Raw genomic sequence first — 14830 nt, forward strand, 5'->3', positions numbered from 1 at the left:
CACCTGATCTGTGAGCACCGGCGTAGAAGTGATTACGCTTTCGCACCAGTCGGGATTGAGCAACCAGGCTACCGGCGCCATATCCCAGATTTCCTTCGACCAACCGACGTGATCGTCCGAGTGTTCCTTGTATCGCTGCGCGAGGAATTTTCCGATTTCTCCGTGTGGTTCGACATGCCGCTCGATCTCCGGAACCGAACTCAGGAGATGCGAGACAACTCCGAGGCATGGCAGAAGTACCACCGGAACCCCGCTGTCAAACAACACCTGCGCCCCGCCGACGTCCTGGCAAAGATTAAATTCCCTGGTGTCCGGCCATTCAAGCGCATCCCCGCCAAGCCAAACAACAACAATCCTATCGATGATGTCGGGCGCCTTCAGGATGGCTGATGCCACGTTGCTGATCGCCGCGATTGCCACGACGTAGAGCGGATCGGCCGTGGAACTTGCGCGAGCGCGGCCAATCAGATCTTCGACTGCGGGAGCGTCTCTCCCCACCTTTTCGGGTCCGACGTAGCTTCTCACTCCCTGGAACACAAGCCCTTCCGGCTCGACGTCCATCCGCGTGAGCAGACGCAGGATCTCGTCATAGCTCAGTTCCATGCCATGACCCGGGTTTTCCGAGCGGGCATTATGAAACGGAGCGGCATAGATCGCCTGAAGGTCGAGTCGATCGGCCGATAACAGCATTTGTACGACCGCGAACTGGTCATCGATCTCGTTGTATGTATCGGTGTCCAGAACGCATCTTACGCGGCCTTTTGGCGGTTCGAGCATTCTGATCCGGTCGGCATATCCAATTTGAGTCATTAAAGTTTCCCCCTTAACCGAGATGCTGGCAGCGGGCCGACGGCTTTCCCGTCGCCGACCGTGAACGAGCAGATATCGTCAGCCTTTGCGCTGAGTTTGACCTTTTCATCCAGATTGAGGATCACCATCCCCTAGCCGTCCGCAACGACATGTGTCTGGGAACCCGTACACCACAGGATCCCGCACGACAGCCTGTTGGTCCGCCATCTTTTTGAACAGGGCCTCAGGCAAGTCATTCAATTCGGTTCGCTGTCGCTTCTGGCGACCAATTCTTTTCTAGAATGCATTTCCAATTTAGAACAGCAGATCATTTTGATGTCAAGCTCAATAATTGCTGGATTAACGTAAGCGCTATTTTCCCTGCAGGTTGACGGCCCCTGCAGCAACCGATCGATCAGACGGACGCGTCGGGTCAGGCTGCGGCGGCTTTGGCGAAGTTGAAGGGCAGCAGATCGTCGATATCCGATATCCGCGTCCTGCGTTGAGGCAATTCGGTGAGGACATGGCGCAGCCACGCTAACAGCTCGACGCCACAGGCGCGGCAGGTCAATATCAGGCTGTAGATGCCGGCGCTGGCCCTCGCTCCGTCGACGGTATCGCTGAACAGCCAACTTTTCCGGCCAGTGGCAAAGATTCTGATGGCACGCTCGCGAAGATTATTTGTCGATCGGCATGCTGCCGTTCTCGGTTTAACGAGTCAGATATCCCCATTGTTTCAGGGTACAGGAGACGGCGTCGCCGAGCTTGCTGCTGGCAAGACTTTGGAGCGATGTCGTCGAGCCATGCCTTGAGAGCATGGGGGACGGGGACACTATGCCGCGGTAATCGCCGAGGAAGGCCTGCGGGTGTATCTGGCCGCGGCCCGCTGATAATCGAGCAGCACGATCGGCTCGTCACTGTCCTCGCCGCTCCGGTATGCCCACATGTACGAGGTGCTGGTGGCTTATCGATCCTTTTCCTTCAGGACCTGGACCGTGGTCTCGTCACCATGGAAGGGGCAGCGATCTGAGCCGCAGCTTCAGCGCGTCATAGATGCGGGAGAGATGATTTTCGCTCGAACCGATCACCCAGTGGCCCAGAGCGCCTCGGCTGACAGGAGCACCGGCGCACCAGTTCCACGACGGTCACCGTAATCTACTTAATGGCGGCCCGCGATAACCATTGATCCGTTTCGGCAGCAAGAGGTATGCTCGATTGACTGCCCTGACGAGAGCAAGAAATTCCCGCAGCTGCTACAGCTCGGTGCATGCCTGCCTCGAGCGACAAGCCCCTATCGAGCGCTGATGCCAGAACGCCGACAAAGCAGTCCCCGGCTGCGGTTGTGTCTTTGACGTCGACCTTTATGGCGGCAACCGAGATTTTTTCGCCATCGGCAAAGGCTTCAGCTCCATTACCCCCAAGGGTTCTAACGACGCCTGTTTGCAAGCGCCTGGACAAGTCTTCTACTGTCGGTTCGCACCGCAGCCAGTTCCCCAGTGCTTCGGCTTCGTCCTCGTTCACAACGACTAAGCTGCAGCTAGACAGTGCGTCGTGTGGTAGTGGCAAGGCAGGTGCAAGGTTAAGAACCGCTCTGACGCCGCCTCGCTTTGCCCGATGAATAAGACGTGCTATCTCTGAGGGGTCATTCTCCATCTGGAGAAGCAGAAGGCTGGCTTCGCTCATCAGTTTGTCGTCCACTGCCTCAGAGCTTGCCCTGAGGTTGGCGCCCGGAGCCACTGCGATCATGTTGCGGCCTTCTGCATCGATGAGAATCGACGCGCAGCCTGTAGCATCCGCAACATGCGTTACACGTGCGACGTCCACTAGGTCTACCAGATTTTGCATAGCTACTTCTGCAAGTGCATCCTGACCGACAGCTCCCGCCATAATCACCTTGGCTCCGTCGCGGGACGCCGCGATCGCCTGATTGGCGCCCTTACCACCTGCCTCCGTGCGAAATTTCCGTGCCAGGAGCGTTTGTCCCGGCTGTGGAATGTTCTTCATGGTGAAAATCAAATCGGCGTTGATTGAGCCGAACGTTATGATCATGAGTGCCTCGCTTCTGTGTTGTGAAATAAAGGGAGCTGGACTTCAGATGTGATCCGCTATTCTCTGCCTGAAGCGCTGTTCTCCTGCCTGAATATGATCCAGCAGGCTCATCACAGCCCAGTGGCGTTCGGCAATGTCGTAATCGGTGACTCGTGAGTGATGGTGGGAAAAGGTTCCGAGCCGAGTGTGAAATACCTTCGCCAATCGGGGATAACCCATGGGCTCAGCCATGGCGGCGAGCGCCAGGAATACTTCAAGTTCGAGGCGCAAGTTGCTTTCTTCGCCCGCATGGTGGTAGAGCCATGCATAAAGGTCAGGGTGGAAGTTGGTGAAAACGCCGGCGAAGCCTTTGGAGCCCGCGCGCATCGCAGCTGCAGCAATAGCAGCATTTGCGTTCACCACCGCGAAGCCTGAATCGCCGGAGAGTGCCACACGTCGCTTAACCGTGTCCAAGTCGCAGGATACGTCCTTAAGAGTGACAAAGCGGCCGGTATCCCGGCATAAAATGAATTCCTCATCCGTAATCAACCGCCGGTAAGGCGCCGGACACTCGTAAAGCCCAAGGGCCAAATCCTTCGGCACCCAATTGAGAACATTCTGCAGTCCGAATCGGAAGCCCTCCGTTCCGCTTTGACGAGGGTCAACCCTGTTCGTCACAAGCACCAGCGCATCGATGCCGGTGTCAGCCATCGCCATCAGTTCGGCGCGCTGATCCTCCGCGCTTTCACTGATATGACCCGATGCAATAACTGGTACACGCCCCCTCGCCAGCGACACCACCTTCTTTGATAGAGAAGTTCGCTCCTCCAACGATAGCTTCTGCATTTCACTTGATTGGCAGACGGCGAAAAGCGCGTCCGCGCCGTTTTCAACGTACCATTCGACCAGCCTCTCCAACCCTTCCCAATCAATGCGATTGTCGGGGGTGAATGGCGTCAGCATGACCGGCACAATTCCGTGAGCATTTTTCGTCATATCGATTCTTTCCACTAGATTTGAAATCGCATTTCGTTTTAGAATATAATTCCAATTACCGAATTAACAAGGAGAAAAGAGCGTGAGCGTAAAAAGGTGGGAGGACGATGCGATCGTCTGGCGAGGGCCAACCTACGGCTCAGAAACACTGCGGTATCATCCTGACGTCAAAAAGGCAGCGGCCGCCGGTCGGATTATCACTTGCGTAGACGTAGTTGACTGGAGTGGAACAGGAACTCGCGACCTGCTCATTTCCGCTTGGGACGCATGTTACGATGGTCGTGTGTTTCTCAGACGCGAAATAGGAACGAACGAGGACGGCACGCCGATGTTGGGTGAAGAAGAACTTGTCGAAGGCGTCCGAGGATACGTGACTGCTGTGAGAGACGGTGAGATTTTTCATCTCGTGTCAGCCTCTCGCATGCGGAAGCAAATTTTTCTTTTTCCAAACATCGGCGAGAAGGGAGCGCCCGAGTTCGGAGAGCCGGTGCGTCTGGACCTGGAGGCTGATTGGGTAAAGACCAACGAGTACTTTCATATGGCCCGCTTCCACGACATCGACGGAGACGGTGTCCCGGAGCTTATAGTCGGAAGCGATTATTGGGATGACTATTGGCCAAACGGATTGGAATGGAACGACAAAGGCTATCGCGGCTACGACGATGCTGGCCGTTGGCTGGGGGGGCCGCTCCGCGGGTATCTGTACGCATTTAAGAACAAAGGCACATTATCCGAGCCTAGGCTCGAGCGGGGCTATCCGCTCCTGGCTGGCGAAACGCCCCTAGAAGTTTATGGCCAACTTGCCCCAGCGTTCGGCAGCTTCGGCGGAGTGCGCCAATGCCTCGTCGCCGGCGAATTTTGGAACATCCTGCATATCGCTCGACAGCGCGAAGACGGACACTTCGAACCGACCAACCTTGTACGCAACGCCAAGGATGCAGTCCTCGAACTCGACCAGTGCATCCACCTGCCCTGCGTTGTGGATTGGGACGGGGACGGCCGGGAGGACATTCTCGTTGGTGCTGAAGACGGCTACATTTCGTTTTTAAAGAATTGCGGTAATGACGAAAACGGGGTTCCGCGTTTCGAGAAGCGCGGAAGGGTGGAAACGACAAATCCGCTAATACATGCAGGTGTCCTGCCGAGCCCAGCCGCCTACGATTTCAGCGGGGATGGCCATTACGACCTAGTCATAGGCAATAGCAGCGGCGAATTGCTGTTCTACGGCAGCCGAGAGCAGGACGGAACGATTTACCTCGATAAGGAGGTTATGCTTGAAGCCGATGGGAAGCCGATAAGAATCGCGGCCGAACTAACAGGCTCAATTCAAGGACCATCCGAAAAGATGTTCGGCTACTCGTGCCCGACAATCGCGGATTGGACCGGCTCAGGAAGAATGGACCTTCTCGTGAGCGACGTCACCGGCCGTCATAGGCTGTTCCGCAATACCGGCGACAAATGCTCGCCGCCGAGTTTCGGCAGGGAAGAGTTTCTCACATACCAGGGCAGGACTCTGAAGACCGTATGGCGAGTGCGCCCGGCAGTTGTTGATTGGCTCAAGGACGGACAGCTTCATTATCTCGCCTTGGACGAGGACGGCGTCCTTAGCGACTGGAAAAAGTTTACCGACACAGAACTGGCTGATAAGCGCCACATTTGCTGGGAAACCGGCGATCCGATGCGTTTTACTGTGGATGTTGGCGGAGGCCGGGGCCGTGTGAAACTTTGCTTCTGTGACTGGGAGGGGACAGGACGCACCGATCTCATTTTTGGAACCCATGCCCGCGCCTGCGTTCCACCCGATCCGAGAACCGGAGCGCCGAGGAACACAACAAAACAAGCGGGCCTGTTCTATTCGCGCAATGTCGGCACTCGAGAAGAGCCGCGTTTTGCATTGCCCGTCCCGTTCCGCTTCCGCGACGAGACGATAGCGATGGCCATGCATGTAGCGTCACCGGAAGCGGTCGACTGGGGGGGCCGGGGCGCACTCGATCTCGTCGTCGGCGTAGAGGATGGAAGCCTCGTCTGGCTAAAGCGCGAGGACCTCTCATGGTAAGATGCCTGGAAATCAAGGGTTCCACGCGCTTGATGGCAATTATCGGCGATCCAATAGCGCAGGCGAAAACGCCTGCCACGATCAACGAAATATTCAGTGCCCGTGGTGCCGACATAGCGTGCGTACCTCTCCAAGTCCCAGCACAGGAGTTGGAGACCATCTGGGCCGGTCTAAAGAGGATGCCTAATCTCGTCGGATTCGGCATTACGTTGCCCCATAAGCAAACTGCGCTTCAGCTGTGTGATAGTCTCGATCCGCTCGTTGAAAGAGTGGGGGCCGTTAACGTGGTCCGGCGCGAACGGGATGGTAGTTTTCGTGGTTACCAGTTCGATGGAAAAGGATTTGTGCGCGGGCTGCAGGCCAACAATATCGAAATCTTGCATCGTGATGCGTTGATCATAGGTGCCGGAGGAGCTGCCGTCGCCATCGCCTTCGCACTAGCAGAAGCGGGTGCGAAAAGCATCACCATTTCCAACCGTACCACCGCAAAGGCGCAACTCATCGTCGACGCCGTTAATGCTGATTTCGGACGGACAATTGCAAGAGTTGGGTCCCCTCAACCAGAGCCTAACGAACTTGTTATTAACGCCACATCCCTTGGACTGAATGACGACGATGCTTTGCCTTTGGATCCTGATCTCTTGCGACCCGGCATGACCGTGGCAGAAGTGATCGCGCAGCCAGAAACTACCCGCTTATTATCAGCAGCGGGGGCACGGCGTGTCGAAGTGCACTCAGGCATCCACATGATTAGAGGCCAAGTCGGCCTCATCGCCGACCACATGTGTGAAATTTGGGATTGAGCTTTCTAGCTCAGTCGGCACCAAGCACCCGCAGCCGACGGTAGCGGGTGTTTACCTTTCAATCGGCTTTACATTGGCTGAGCGCGGCGAGCAAATGGGGCGGAAAGAAGATTGCCGTCTTATACCAACGGCATTTGCGGCTGACTCGTAGGGGATTCCCAAAAGGCGACGAGTCTGACTCACTGCTGTCGCGAGCTGAAGGAGGCTTGGATGGCAGGGATTGCAATCACACGGATTGACCTGACGGCGGCGCAAGTTCGGGCTGGCGGCGAAGACGCGGGATGCCCGGGCAGCGCGTCGGATGCTGGCGATTGCCCTGGTTTTGGAGGGCGTCGACCGTCAGACGGCGGCGGAGACCTGTGGCATGGATCGCCAGACGCTGTGCGACTGGGTGCATCGCTACAATGCGGAAGGGCTGAGCGGCCTTTCCAACCGGACGTCACCGGGGCGCCAGCCGTGGCTGACGCCGGCGCAGAAGGCCGCGTTGGCGGCGTTGGTGGAACAGGGCCCCGATCCCGAGCGCGATGGCGTGGTGCGCTGGCGGCGCAAAGACCTGAAGCGCCGGATCGAGGAGATGTTCGGGGTTGTCATGCAGGAGCGCACGGTGGGCGCGCAACTGGCCGCACTCGGCTTCGTGCGGCTGACACCGCGTCCCCGTCACCCGAAGGCCGACGAAGCGGCCCAGGAGGCATTCAAAAAAACTTCTCCGACACGGTAGCGGCGGTTCTGCCCGAACACGCCCGCGGCAAGCCGGTCGAGATCTGGTTCCAGGACGAGGCGCGGGTCGGCCAACAGGGGACGTTGACCCGAGTCTGGGCCCGACGCGGAACCCGTCCACGCGGCCCGCGCGACCGGCGCTACAAATGGGCCTACATCTTCGGCGCCGTCTGCCCGGCGCGCGCCGCCTCCGCCGCCCTCGTCCTGCCAAGGGGCCAACACCGACGCCCTGTCGCTGCATCTGGCGGAGATCGGCCGCCAGGTCGCCGCCGGGGCGCATGCGGTCCTCGTGCTCGACGGGGCCGGCTGGCACTGCGCAGCGGACCTCATCGTCCCTGACAACCTCACGCTTCTGCACCTGCCACCCTACGCACCCGAACTCAATCCGGTCGAGAACATCTGGGAATATCTGCGCAAGAACAAGCTCGCCATCACCGTCTTCGATGGCTACGACGACATCGTCGACAAGTGCTGCCAAGCCTGGAACTTCTTCGCAAACGACAAGAGCGTCGTCGCCTCAATCACGTCGCGCAAATGGGCGCAGGTCAAATGCTAATGCCGTTGGTATTAAAGACTAGCAGGCTGGATCTGCAGGCGTACTGCGTGCACGGATGTGACCGCTATTTCACATCAGCCCGCCGCGTCAGTGCGGCGGGGATAGGTTGCAACTGGCCTAACAAACTCAACTACTTCTCCCTCTTTATGAAAAGAGACTAGGCCGGCCGACCCTATGCGGCGGTGATGCGGAGGGTCATCGCCGAATCCAAAACTCTGCTTAAGTAGCTTGCGTGCGAGGGACCGCCAAAGATTTCACGACAGCGAGAGATTGCTATTTCCATGACCTCACCTGGATCGCGCGCCCACCAGTTTGTCGAGAAGATTTCCACCTCCAGTCCCCCGACAAATCCAGCCCTTCGCATCATCACTTCAATACCTTTGAGATCAATGATGCCATCGCCCATCATACCTCGGTCCGTCAAGAGATGTCGGGTTGGAAGCAGCCAGTCATTGACGTGGAAACCAAGAAGCCGCCCAGAGCGGCCCGCCCGCATGATTTCAGCTTCAAGCCGTTCGTCCCACCAAACGTGATAAACATCCACGACGACACCGATCCCATGCCCTAGAGCATCGCATAAATCGTTGGCGGATGTCAGGCTTGTTATAACGGTGCGGTCGCCGGCGAGCATTGGGTGCAATGGCTCGAGCGCGAGCTTCACACCAACCCGTCTTGCGAGTTCCAGCAACCGGCCAATGTGGTCCTCAGCGCGCCGCCTTGCAGCAACAAGTCCCCGCTCTCCGTCACCAAGCCCTCCGGTGAAAAGAAAGACGTGGTCAGCTCCAAAACGGGCGGCTCTTTCGAGTTCTTCTTTCCGCGCGCGCAAGCCGGCCTGGCGAAAATGGTCCAATGCGATTGTAGCCCGAAACCTTTATGCCGTGGTCGCGCAAAGCTGCCAAAGCAACTGCTTCTCCCGATTTTTCGATCTCGTCTGCCCACACGGAAACAGTATCGACACCTCGCTCGCGGCAAAGTCTCAGAAAGTTCAACATGTCGGCTCGTTCGCGGAATGTGGCGTGATTGAAGACTACGTTCATTGGAGCTCTCATCTCTCGTTTTTCATCAAACCGTTCGGCCCAACACGAAAACGTGCTTCACGAGAAAATCAGCGGCTGTGTTGTTTTTGGCAAATTTTTCGGGCCATTCCTCCCTCGGCAACACGAATTTTGCCCGTCGGTAGTCAAAACGCCTGAAATCCCAACTCGTCAATCCATCTGTTCTTACAATTGTTGGACTGCCCACCGCGATGAAGTTTAGTCGGAAGTGGCTGCCGGACTTAGCAACTGCAAAGTCAAGTTCCGCGAGCGAAATTCCGAAAGACTCATATGCGGCTGGATCCTGAACCATGGGAGAAATCGAGGTGATCAATATTTCCAACTTGCCCACAGACACATGTGCCGTGGGACCGAGTAAAGCGGGTACACCCTTCATATAGGGGCCTCGATTCTGGAAGTCGCCGGATAGAAGCTGCCGGACAGTTGCGCGTGCCGTGACAGGCTCCATGTTAGGAGTGTGCCGGCCACCGAATGTCAGGTTAAGCGAGGATCCTTCCCCGGCTCTCTGGCACCGCTCGACCGCCGGGGGGTCTAAAATGACGCAAGCACCCCTAAGGTTTGGAAACCGATTGAGTGCGAGAGAGATTATCTCTGTCGAGGCTCCCGGTGCTCCAGCCAATACTCGGTCACCGAAGTCTCCCAATATCGCGGGTCTACCGAGCGTGCCCGAGAGTATCTCCTGAAAAACCGCCTCCGGATTCGGAAAGTCTTGGACGAATTCGTTACGCGCCGCTAGTAGCATCTCGCCAATTTCGCGGCAGGCTTTCTCAGCCACACTCTTGTCTGGCCCGCAATAGGTCACAAGGACCGATTGACCGCTTTCAGTGATGTCCAGATATTGGTGGCCGTTGAAGAGCGTGATATCGTTCAAGTCAGGCTTCGCTCGAACTAACGCCTCGGCTCGTTCGTAGATCGCATCGTAAGGACGCTCGTTCGTACTTAAGCGGCCCTGCAGCAGGAAGGGCAATTTCAGAAAAGCTCGGGTTATTCGCTTTTTAGAAAGTGGCAGGTCAACCAAGGTGCGCAGCACTTTCCCACCAGTCTCCGCCATATCTGAGTGCGGATTGGTTTTGTATCCGAGAATATCTGCTGACCTTACCATGCTGGTCGTTAATTGCCCGTCCAAATCAAGTGCGGCCCCAAGCGGCAAATGACCAAAGCGATCGCGGATAGCGGATAGCGGAGAGAAGATCGCCTTCGCAGTCCTCGATTAGTTCGGTTGCAACAGAACCGTGCAAGTCGAGGCAGATGGCGTCGGGTTGCAGCCGTTTGATATCTTCAAGTAGGGTTCTCTTGAACTGATCGTAGATTTGAGATTCAACCGGCCCCCCCGGCCGGGCGCGAGCTGCAATCGAGGGCATCAGTTCAATGCCACGCTCTTCTGCTGCTCTGATGATGCCTCCGAGAGCGGTGCCACGCTGCCTGTTTGCAGCCAACACTTCCTGGCCGCGTTCGACGACAAAGTCGTCAGCGCAGGTTTTTAGTGGGTTGAAGGAATGTGTCTCTTGTGAACGTTGCGCGATTAGGATGCGCATGCTCTGTCTTCCGATAGGTTGCCCGTGTCTGGCTAAGCTGGCATATCCGGGTTGGAATTGGTTTCCATATTAGAATTGCATATTAAAATTTGTCAAGCCGAGGACGCCGCGCTTGACCATATCAAAATTGGATTCTAGATTGGAACCCTATTCCACAGATATGCCGGCCCTGGCGCGGATTAGTTCATTGGAGATGTCATGTCAGGAGTTACCGTTTTAAGGTTAGTCGCCTACATGATCGGCACCGCAACCGTTTGTACTACATCGTTTTCGGAAGCCAGCTCTGCGGACTTTAAAGGTAGGGAAGCCGTTCTTTGGAATCCTGGCGGCAAATTTTCCAGTGCACTTGAGAAGGCATATATTGCCTCATTTGAAGCTGAGACTGGCGCTAAGATTCGCCTCGTCGAGGCCAATATCGATCAAGCTATAAGTGCGGCCTCCGCGCAGTCCAAAGCTGGAAGCGCTGGTTGGGACGGCCTGGCCGCGGTAGATTCCTCATACATGCCCCGCTTGATAGCGGAAGGCGTTGTTCAGACAATGGATGCTTCCGATATCCCCAGCCTGAAGTCTCTGCCCAAAACCTCGCTTAACGATTACGGAATTCCCATGATGGGTTCGGTAGCCACAGTGTCGTATCGCGATGCCGACGGAGTGGTCCCTCTCAGAGCAGTCAGCGATTTCTTCGATCCTACTATCAAAGGCGCTCGCGCAATGAGTTCCCTTGCGGGAGAAGCGCAATACATTTGTACGCTGGCGCTACTGAGCGACGGCGTTACTATCGATGAATTGAGCAAGCGGATTGACGTCGACAGATGCCTTAAGATCGTCGACCGCATCAAAGATCAGGTTACCGACTACTGGGCAAACGGTAGTCAAATGGCGCAGCTAATGATCGACGATAGTGTTGACTACTGCTTGTCCCGAGACGGTCGCATTTTACAGGCGGCGCTCGCCAATCCCGAGTGGGAAGATTCAGTACAGTGGCGGCATCCAGTTTTTGGCTACTTTGTTCGCCTAAAAGGAGCAAAGAACGGCGACATAATTGAGGCCCTTGCGAAATATTCCTTGGATCCCAAACGGCAGGCAGAGTTCACTGAAGAACTTGGTTACAGCGCGCCCAACCCCGAGTCGTTGGCCTTTCTCCCGGACACCTTGAAGCCCTTCATCAGTGCAGCTCCGCAGGCGCAAGCCGTGCTCACTACAATTCCGGCTGCACTCTTCGAACGAATGGCCGACCAACAGGTGGAAATAGGCAACGCTTGGCAAGCTTACGTCAGCAAGTAGGCGCTAGCGAGCCCTTTTGCGTCCCAACGCGCAGTAGTTCACAGGCCCAATGACATTGTCATTAGCAGCATTATTCGCAACCGGCATTGCTGAAGATGATCTGCTCGCCGCGGGGAAGCGCCTCTCAGCACTACTTAGAAGAGATCATATTCTCACATGGCGACATTCGCTTTTACAGTTTTACGGGAGGAAGCCTCAACGGCGGAAACGGACGTGTTCCGACTTTACGATATCGTTCTTAGTCCGGGATTCGGATGCAATGACACGCGAGTGGAGCGCGAAAGGACGCTGGCCATTCGTGGATTGCTCGAGAATAACGTCTTTATTCCAGCGGCACATCAGGGAGGTCCTTACCGAGCCGAGATGGGGCTTGCAGGGGGACGCCTTGCGCTCACAATTCAAACGAAAAATGGCGATGATGTTCTGAGCCAGCTTGTGTCGTTAACCACCATTCGACGTCTGGCAAAAGACTATACCCGAGTCTGCGCAAACTACTTCGACGTGATCCGGTATTCTGGTCCTGGATTACTTGAAGCGATCGATGTTACTCGACGCGGTATCCACGAGGAGGCTGCTCGATTTCTAAAAGATGAACTGGCGGGAACCGTTTACATCGACGCGGATACTGCGCGTCGGCTATTCACGCTCGTTTACGCTTTGCTGGATCGAAGGGGGCCAACCTCCGAGGACTACCGTCGCCTGCGGGCAGCCGAATGCGAGAGCATTTCCGCGTCGGAAACAGACGCGACGTGAAGGTAGTCACAGTTATGCAGCGCGAAAGTCCAAAATCGGGTGCCCCGTCGACACTAGCTCCCCTGCAGAATCGCGCATTTCGCGCGATCTGGACAGCTACTCAAATTTCAAGTCTGGGATGGCTGGTGCAGACGACGGCGATAAGTTGGCTGATGGCCACGATCTCGGCCTCCGATCTGATGGTCGCACTGGTGCAGGCTTCGTCGACACTGCCGGCGTTCTTTCTTTCGATCCTGGCAGGGGCGATCGCCGACAGTTTCAGCCGTCGCGGCGTGATGCTTGCCGGCCACTGCCTGATTGCGCTCGCATCTGCGACGCTGGCAATCTCCGTGTCGCTCGGCTTTGTCAATCCATGGCTAATCCTGGGCCTGGGCTTTCTGGCGGGCTGCGGCTTTGCACTCAACGACCCCGCCTGGCACGCCTCGGTCGGCGATATTCTTGAGAAGCGCGACATCCCGGCAGCGGTGACGCTGATGTCGGTCGGATACAATATCATTCGCAGCATTGGTCCGGCGCTCGGCGGCCTTATTCTCGCTTTCCTCGGACCGCTTGCCGCCTTCGTCATGGCTGCGCTGAGCGACCTGGTGCCGCTAACTGCTATTGCCCGTTCAAGATGGCAGGTTCGGGCTTCGCCGTTGCCGCGTGAGCGCATCACCACGGCCATCCATGACGGCTTGCGCTTCACGGCGATATCATCGGAGATCCGAGCGGCTATTTTCCGCGGTACCTTGTTCGGCCTGGCGAGTATATCCATTCTGGCGCTGCTGCCACTCATCGTGCGGGGTCGCTTAGCGAGCGGGCCTATTGTGTACGGCATCCTGTTAGCCGCCTTCGGCATTGGCGCGTTTTCGGCTGGTCTTGGTAGTAGCTATCTAAGGCGGACAATGTCTCGCGATCAATTGCTCGCCGCCGCCTCTACCGCCGGCGCCGCCTGCTGCCTGACACTGGCTCTCACGTCGTCTTTGCCTCTAGCGGCCGTTGCGCTCGCAATTGGCGGTGCAGGCTGGCTGCTCACCTGGACCAGCATTGACGTCGCGATACAGTTGTCGAGCCCGCGGTGGGTCGTTGGCCGCACCCTTTCCATATACTACGCCTTGTCATATGGCGGTATGGCTGCCGGCAGCTGGATCTGGGGCACGATTGCCCAGAACTACTCGCTGGCCGTGGCGTTGGAAGGTGCCGCCACAGTCCTGTTGCTCGTTGCGGCCGCGGCTTTCGTGCTGCCGATCGAGCTTTGGGAAGAATCCGAACAATCCTCCTCCGAGTTCGTCGCACCGTCGCTCGCGCTCGACCTGAAGCCAAGAAGCGGGCCAATTATCGTCAAGGCCGACTACCGGATTCCCGAGCACAACCTCGACGCCTTTCTGGACTGCATGCGCGAACGGCGACGCGTTCAGAGCCGGGCCGGTGCGCGGAACTGGTCGCTGCAGCGAAGCCTGCACACCCCATCGCTTTGGACCGAGACTTACTGGACGCCAACGTGGATGGACTATCTGCGACTCAACCATCGGCTGACCGCCGGCGACAAGGAAGTCGGCGTGCGTCTCGCCGCTCTTCACGATGGGGACCTTCCGCCTGACCCAGTGCTGTCGATCGAGCGGGGAACCGGCCCGGCTCGCAGCCGCAGCCAACCAATTGCCCGCATTTCGCGTCCCTAGAGGCGATTGGAAGATGAGTGTAGCAATCGATGACCCAAAACCCCCGCAAGGAGAGAATGCCCCAGGTTTTCCGCCCCGAGGCGCCCGCCCAGGCCCTTTATTTCCCGCCTTGCCTCCCAAGGCATGGTGACCGTCGTCGCGGCTGTCGCGGCGGCGGTCACCGCTTGAAATTCAGGAGCCACACTCGGGGGCCAACCTGCCCTATCGGCCGAGTAATCGCCGGATACGCTTATTGCAATCTTGACCCCATATAGCTTAGAAGCTATACCCGCACGTGCCATTGGGACAGGTGGCTGTCACTGCCGCAGTTGATAAGAAGGGGCCGATCTACGGCATGGAGCATGAACGCAGTTAACACCTCCTTGCCCCGGGCCGAGCGCAAGCGCTCCCAGGCCGGCGATCAAGATCTGAAACAGCAAGTCGAAGGACTGCGCGAACTACGTCAGATTACTGGCAAGGCGCAGGCAGACATAGCCTCTGCTCTCAATATAAAACAACCCTCTGTCTCCAAAATCGAGAAGCAGACGGATATGTATCTCTCAACGCTCCGCAGTTATGTCGAAGCGGTTGGGGGGAAACTTGAGTTGACCGTGAAGCTTC

The 14830-nt window shown here is 57.0% G+C and carries 12 protein-coding genes and 2 pseudogenes; 7 read left to right on the plus strand and 7 right to left on the minus strand.

Going from position 1 to position 14830, the window contains the following annotated elements; all coding sequences use genetic code 11:
* From GHK62_RS25205 to GHK62_RS25220, 4 genes and pseudogenes are all read right to left on the minus strand, one after another.
* Positions 1–810 (minus strand): nucleoside hydrolase (locus tag GHK62_RS25205; RefSeq protein ID WP_153441769.1); only part of this gene is annotated, 810 nt, incomplete at its 3' end.
* Positions 811–1222: 412 nt separating this feature from the next.
* Positions 1223–1916 (minus strand): annotated as a pseudogene (locus GHK62_RS25210) (IS66 family transposase); the annotation flags it as partial.
* Positions 1917–1944: 28 nt separating this feature from the next.
* Positions 1945–2838, minus strand: coding sequence for a ribokinase (locus GHK62_RS25215; RefSeq protein ID WP_153441770.1), 894 nt, complete (start codon positions 2836–2838; stop codon positions 1945–1947).
* A 42-nt stretch (positions 2839–2880) separates the two neighbouring features.
* The gene (locus GHK62_RS25220) at positions 2881–3813 is read right to left on the minus strand and encodes a dihydrodipicolinate synthase family protein (RefSeq protein WP_153441771.1); all 933 of its coding nucleotides are present in this window, start codon (positions 3811–3813) and stop codon (positions 2881–2883) included.
* A gap of 82 nt (positions 3814–3895) precedes the next feature.
* On the opposite strand from GHK62_RS25220, the gene GHK62_RS25225 reads away from it, so the two are divergent.
* The 3 genes and pseudogenes from GHK62_RS25225 (at position 3896) to GHK62_RS25235 (ending at position 7945) form a co-directional block, all read left to right on the plus strand.
* Positions 3896–5869, plus strand: coding sequence for an FG-GAP repeat domain-containing protein (locus GHK62_RS25225; RefSeq protein WP_153441772.1), 1974 nt, complete (start codon positions 3896–3898; stop codon positions 5867–5869).
* Between the two features lie 32 nt (positions 5870–5901).
* Positions 5902–6672 carry a shikimate dehydrogenase family protein gene (locus tag GHK62_RS25230; RefSeq protein ID WP_234887045.1) on the plus strand — a complete coding sequence of 257 codons (771 nt, stop codon included), beginning with the start codon at positions 5902–5904 and terminating at the stop codon, positions 6670–6672.
* A 210-nt stretch (positions 6673–6882) separates the two neighbouring features.
* Positions 6883–7945, plus strand: a pseudogene (locus tag GHK62_RS25235) (IS630 family transposase).
* A 172-nt stretch (positions 7946–8117) separates the two neighbouring features.
* On the opposite strand, the gene GHK62_RS25240 reads toward GHK62_RS25235, so the two are convergent.
* From GHK62_RS25240 to GHK62_RS25250, 3 genes are all read right to left on the minus strand, one after another.
* On the minus strand, positions 8118–8795 hold the full coding sequence (locus GHK62_RS25240) for a sugar phosphate isomerase/epimerase family protein (protein ID WP_153441774.1): 678 nt from the start codon (positions 8793–8795) through the stop codon (positions 8118–8120).
* A 212-nt stretch (positions 8796–9007) separates the two neighbouring features.
* A complete protein-coding gene (locus tag GHK62_RS25245; protein WP_153441775.1) occupies positions 9008–10150 on the minus strand; it encodes an MlrC C-terminal domain-containing protein in 1143 nt (380 codons plus the stop codon).
* Positions 10128–10535 carry a M81 family metallopeptidase gene (locus GHK62_RS25250; protein ID WP_153441776.1) on the minus strand — a complete coding sequence of 136 codons (408 nt, stop codon included), beginning with the start codon at positions 10533–10535 and terminating at the stop codon, positions 10128–10130. The genes GHK62_RS25245 and GHK62_RS25250 overlap by 23 nt, the downstream gene beginning before the upstream one ends.
* 198 nt (positions 10536–10733) lie before the next feature.
* Between GHK62_RS25250 and GHK62_RS25255 the strand changes: the two genes are divergently transcribed.
* The 4 genes from GHK62_RS25255 to GHK62_RS25270 form a co-directional block, all read left to right on the plus strand.
* Positions 10734–11819 (plus strand): ABC transporter substrate-binding protein, encoded by a 1086-nt coding sequence (locus GHK62_RS25255; protein ID WP_153441777.1) that lies wholly within the window; start codon positions 10734–10736, stop codon positions 11817–11819.
* Between the two features lie 156 nt (positions 11820–11975).
* Positions 11976–12572, plus strand: coding sequence for a UPF0262 family protein (locus tag GHK62_RS25260; protein WP_153436571.1), 597 nt, complete (start codon positions 11976–11978; stop codon positions 12570–12572).
* 14 nt (positions 12573–12586) lie between these two features.
* Positions 12587–14230 carry an MFS transporter gene (locus GHK62_RS25265; protein ID WP_153436573.1) on the plus strand — a complete coding sequence of 548 codons (1644 nt, stop codon included), beginning with the start codon at positions 12587–12589 and terminating at the stop codon, positions 14228–14230.
* Between the two features lie 341 nt (positions 14231–14571).
* Positions 14572–14830, plus strand: a 259-nt coding sequence (locus GHK62_RS25270; protein WP_234887043.1) for an XRE family transcriptional regulator, incomplete at its 3' end; no start/stop codon positions are given.

This window comes from Sinorhizobium terangae (genome assembly GCF_009601505.1).
GTDB lineage: Bacteria > Pseudomonadota > Alphaproteobacteria > Rhizobiales > Rhizobiaceae > Sinorhizobium > Sinorhizobium terangae.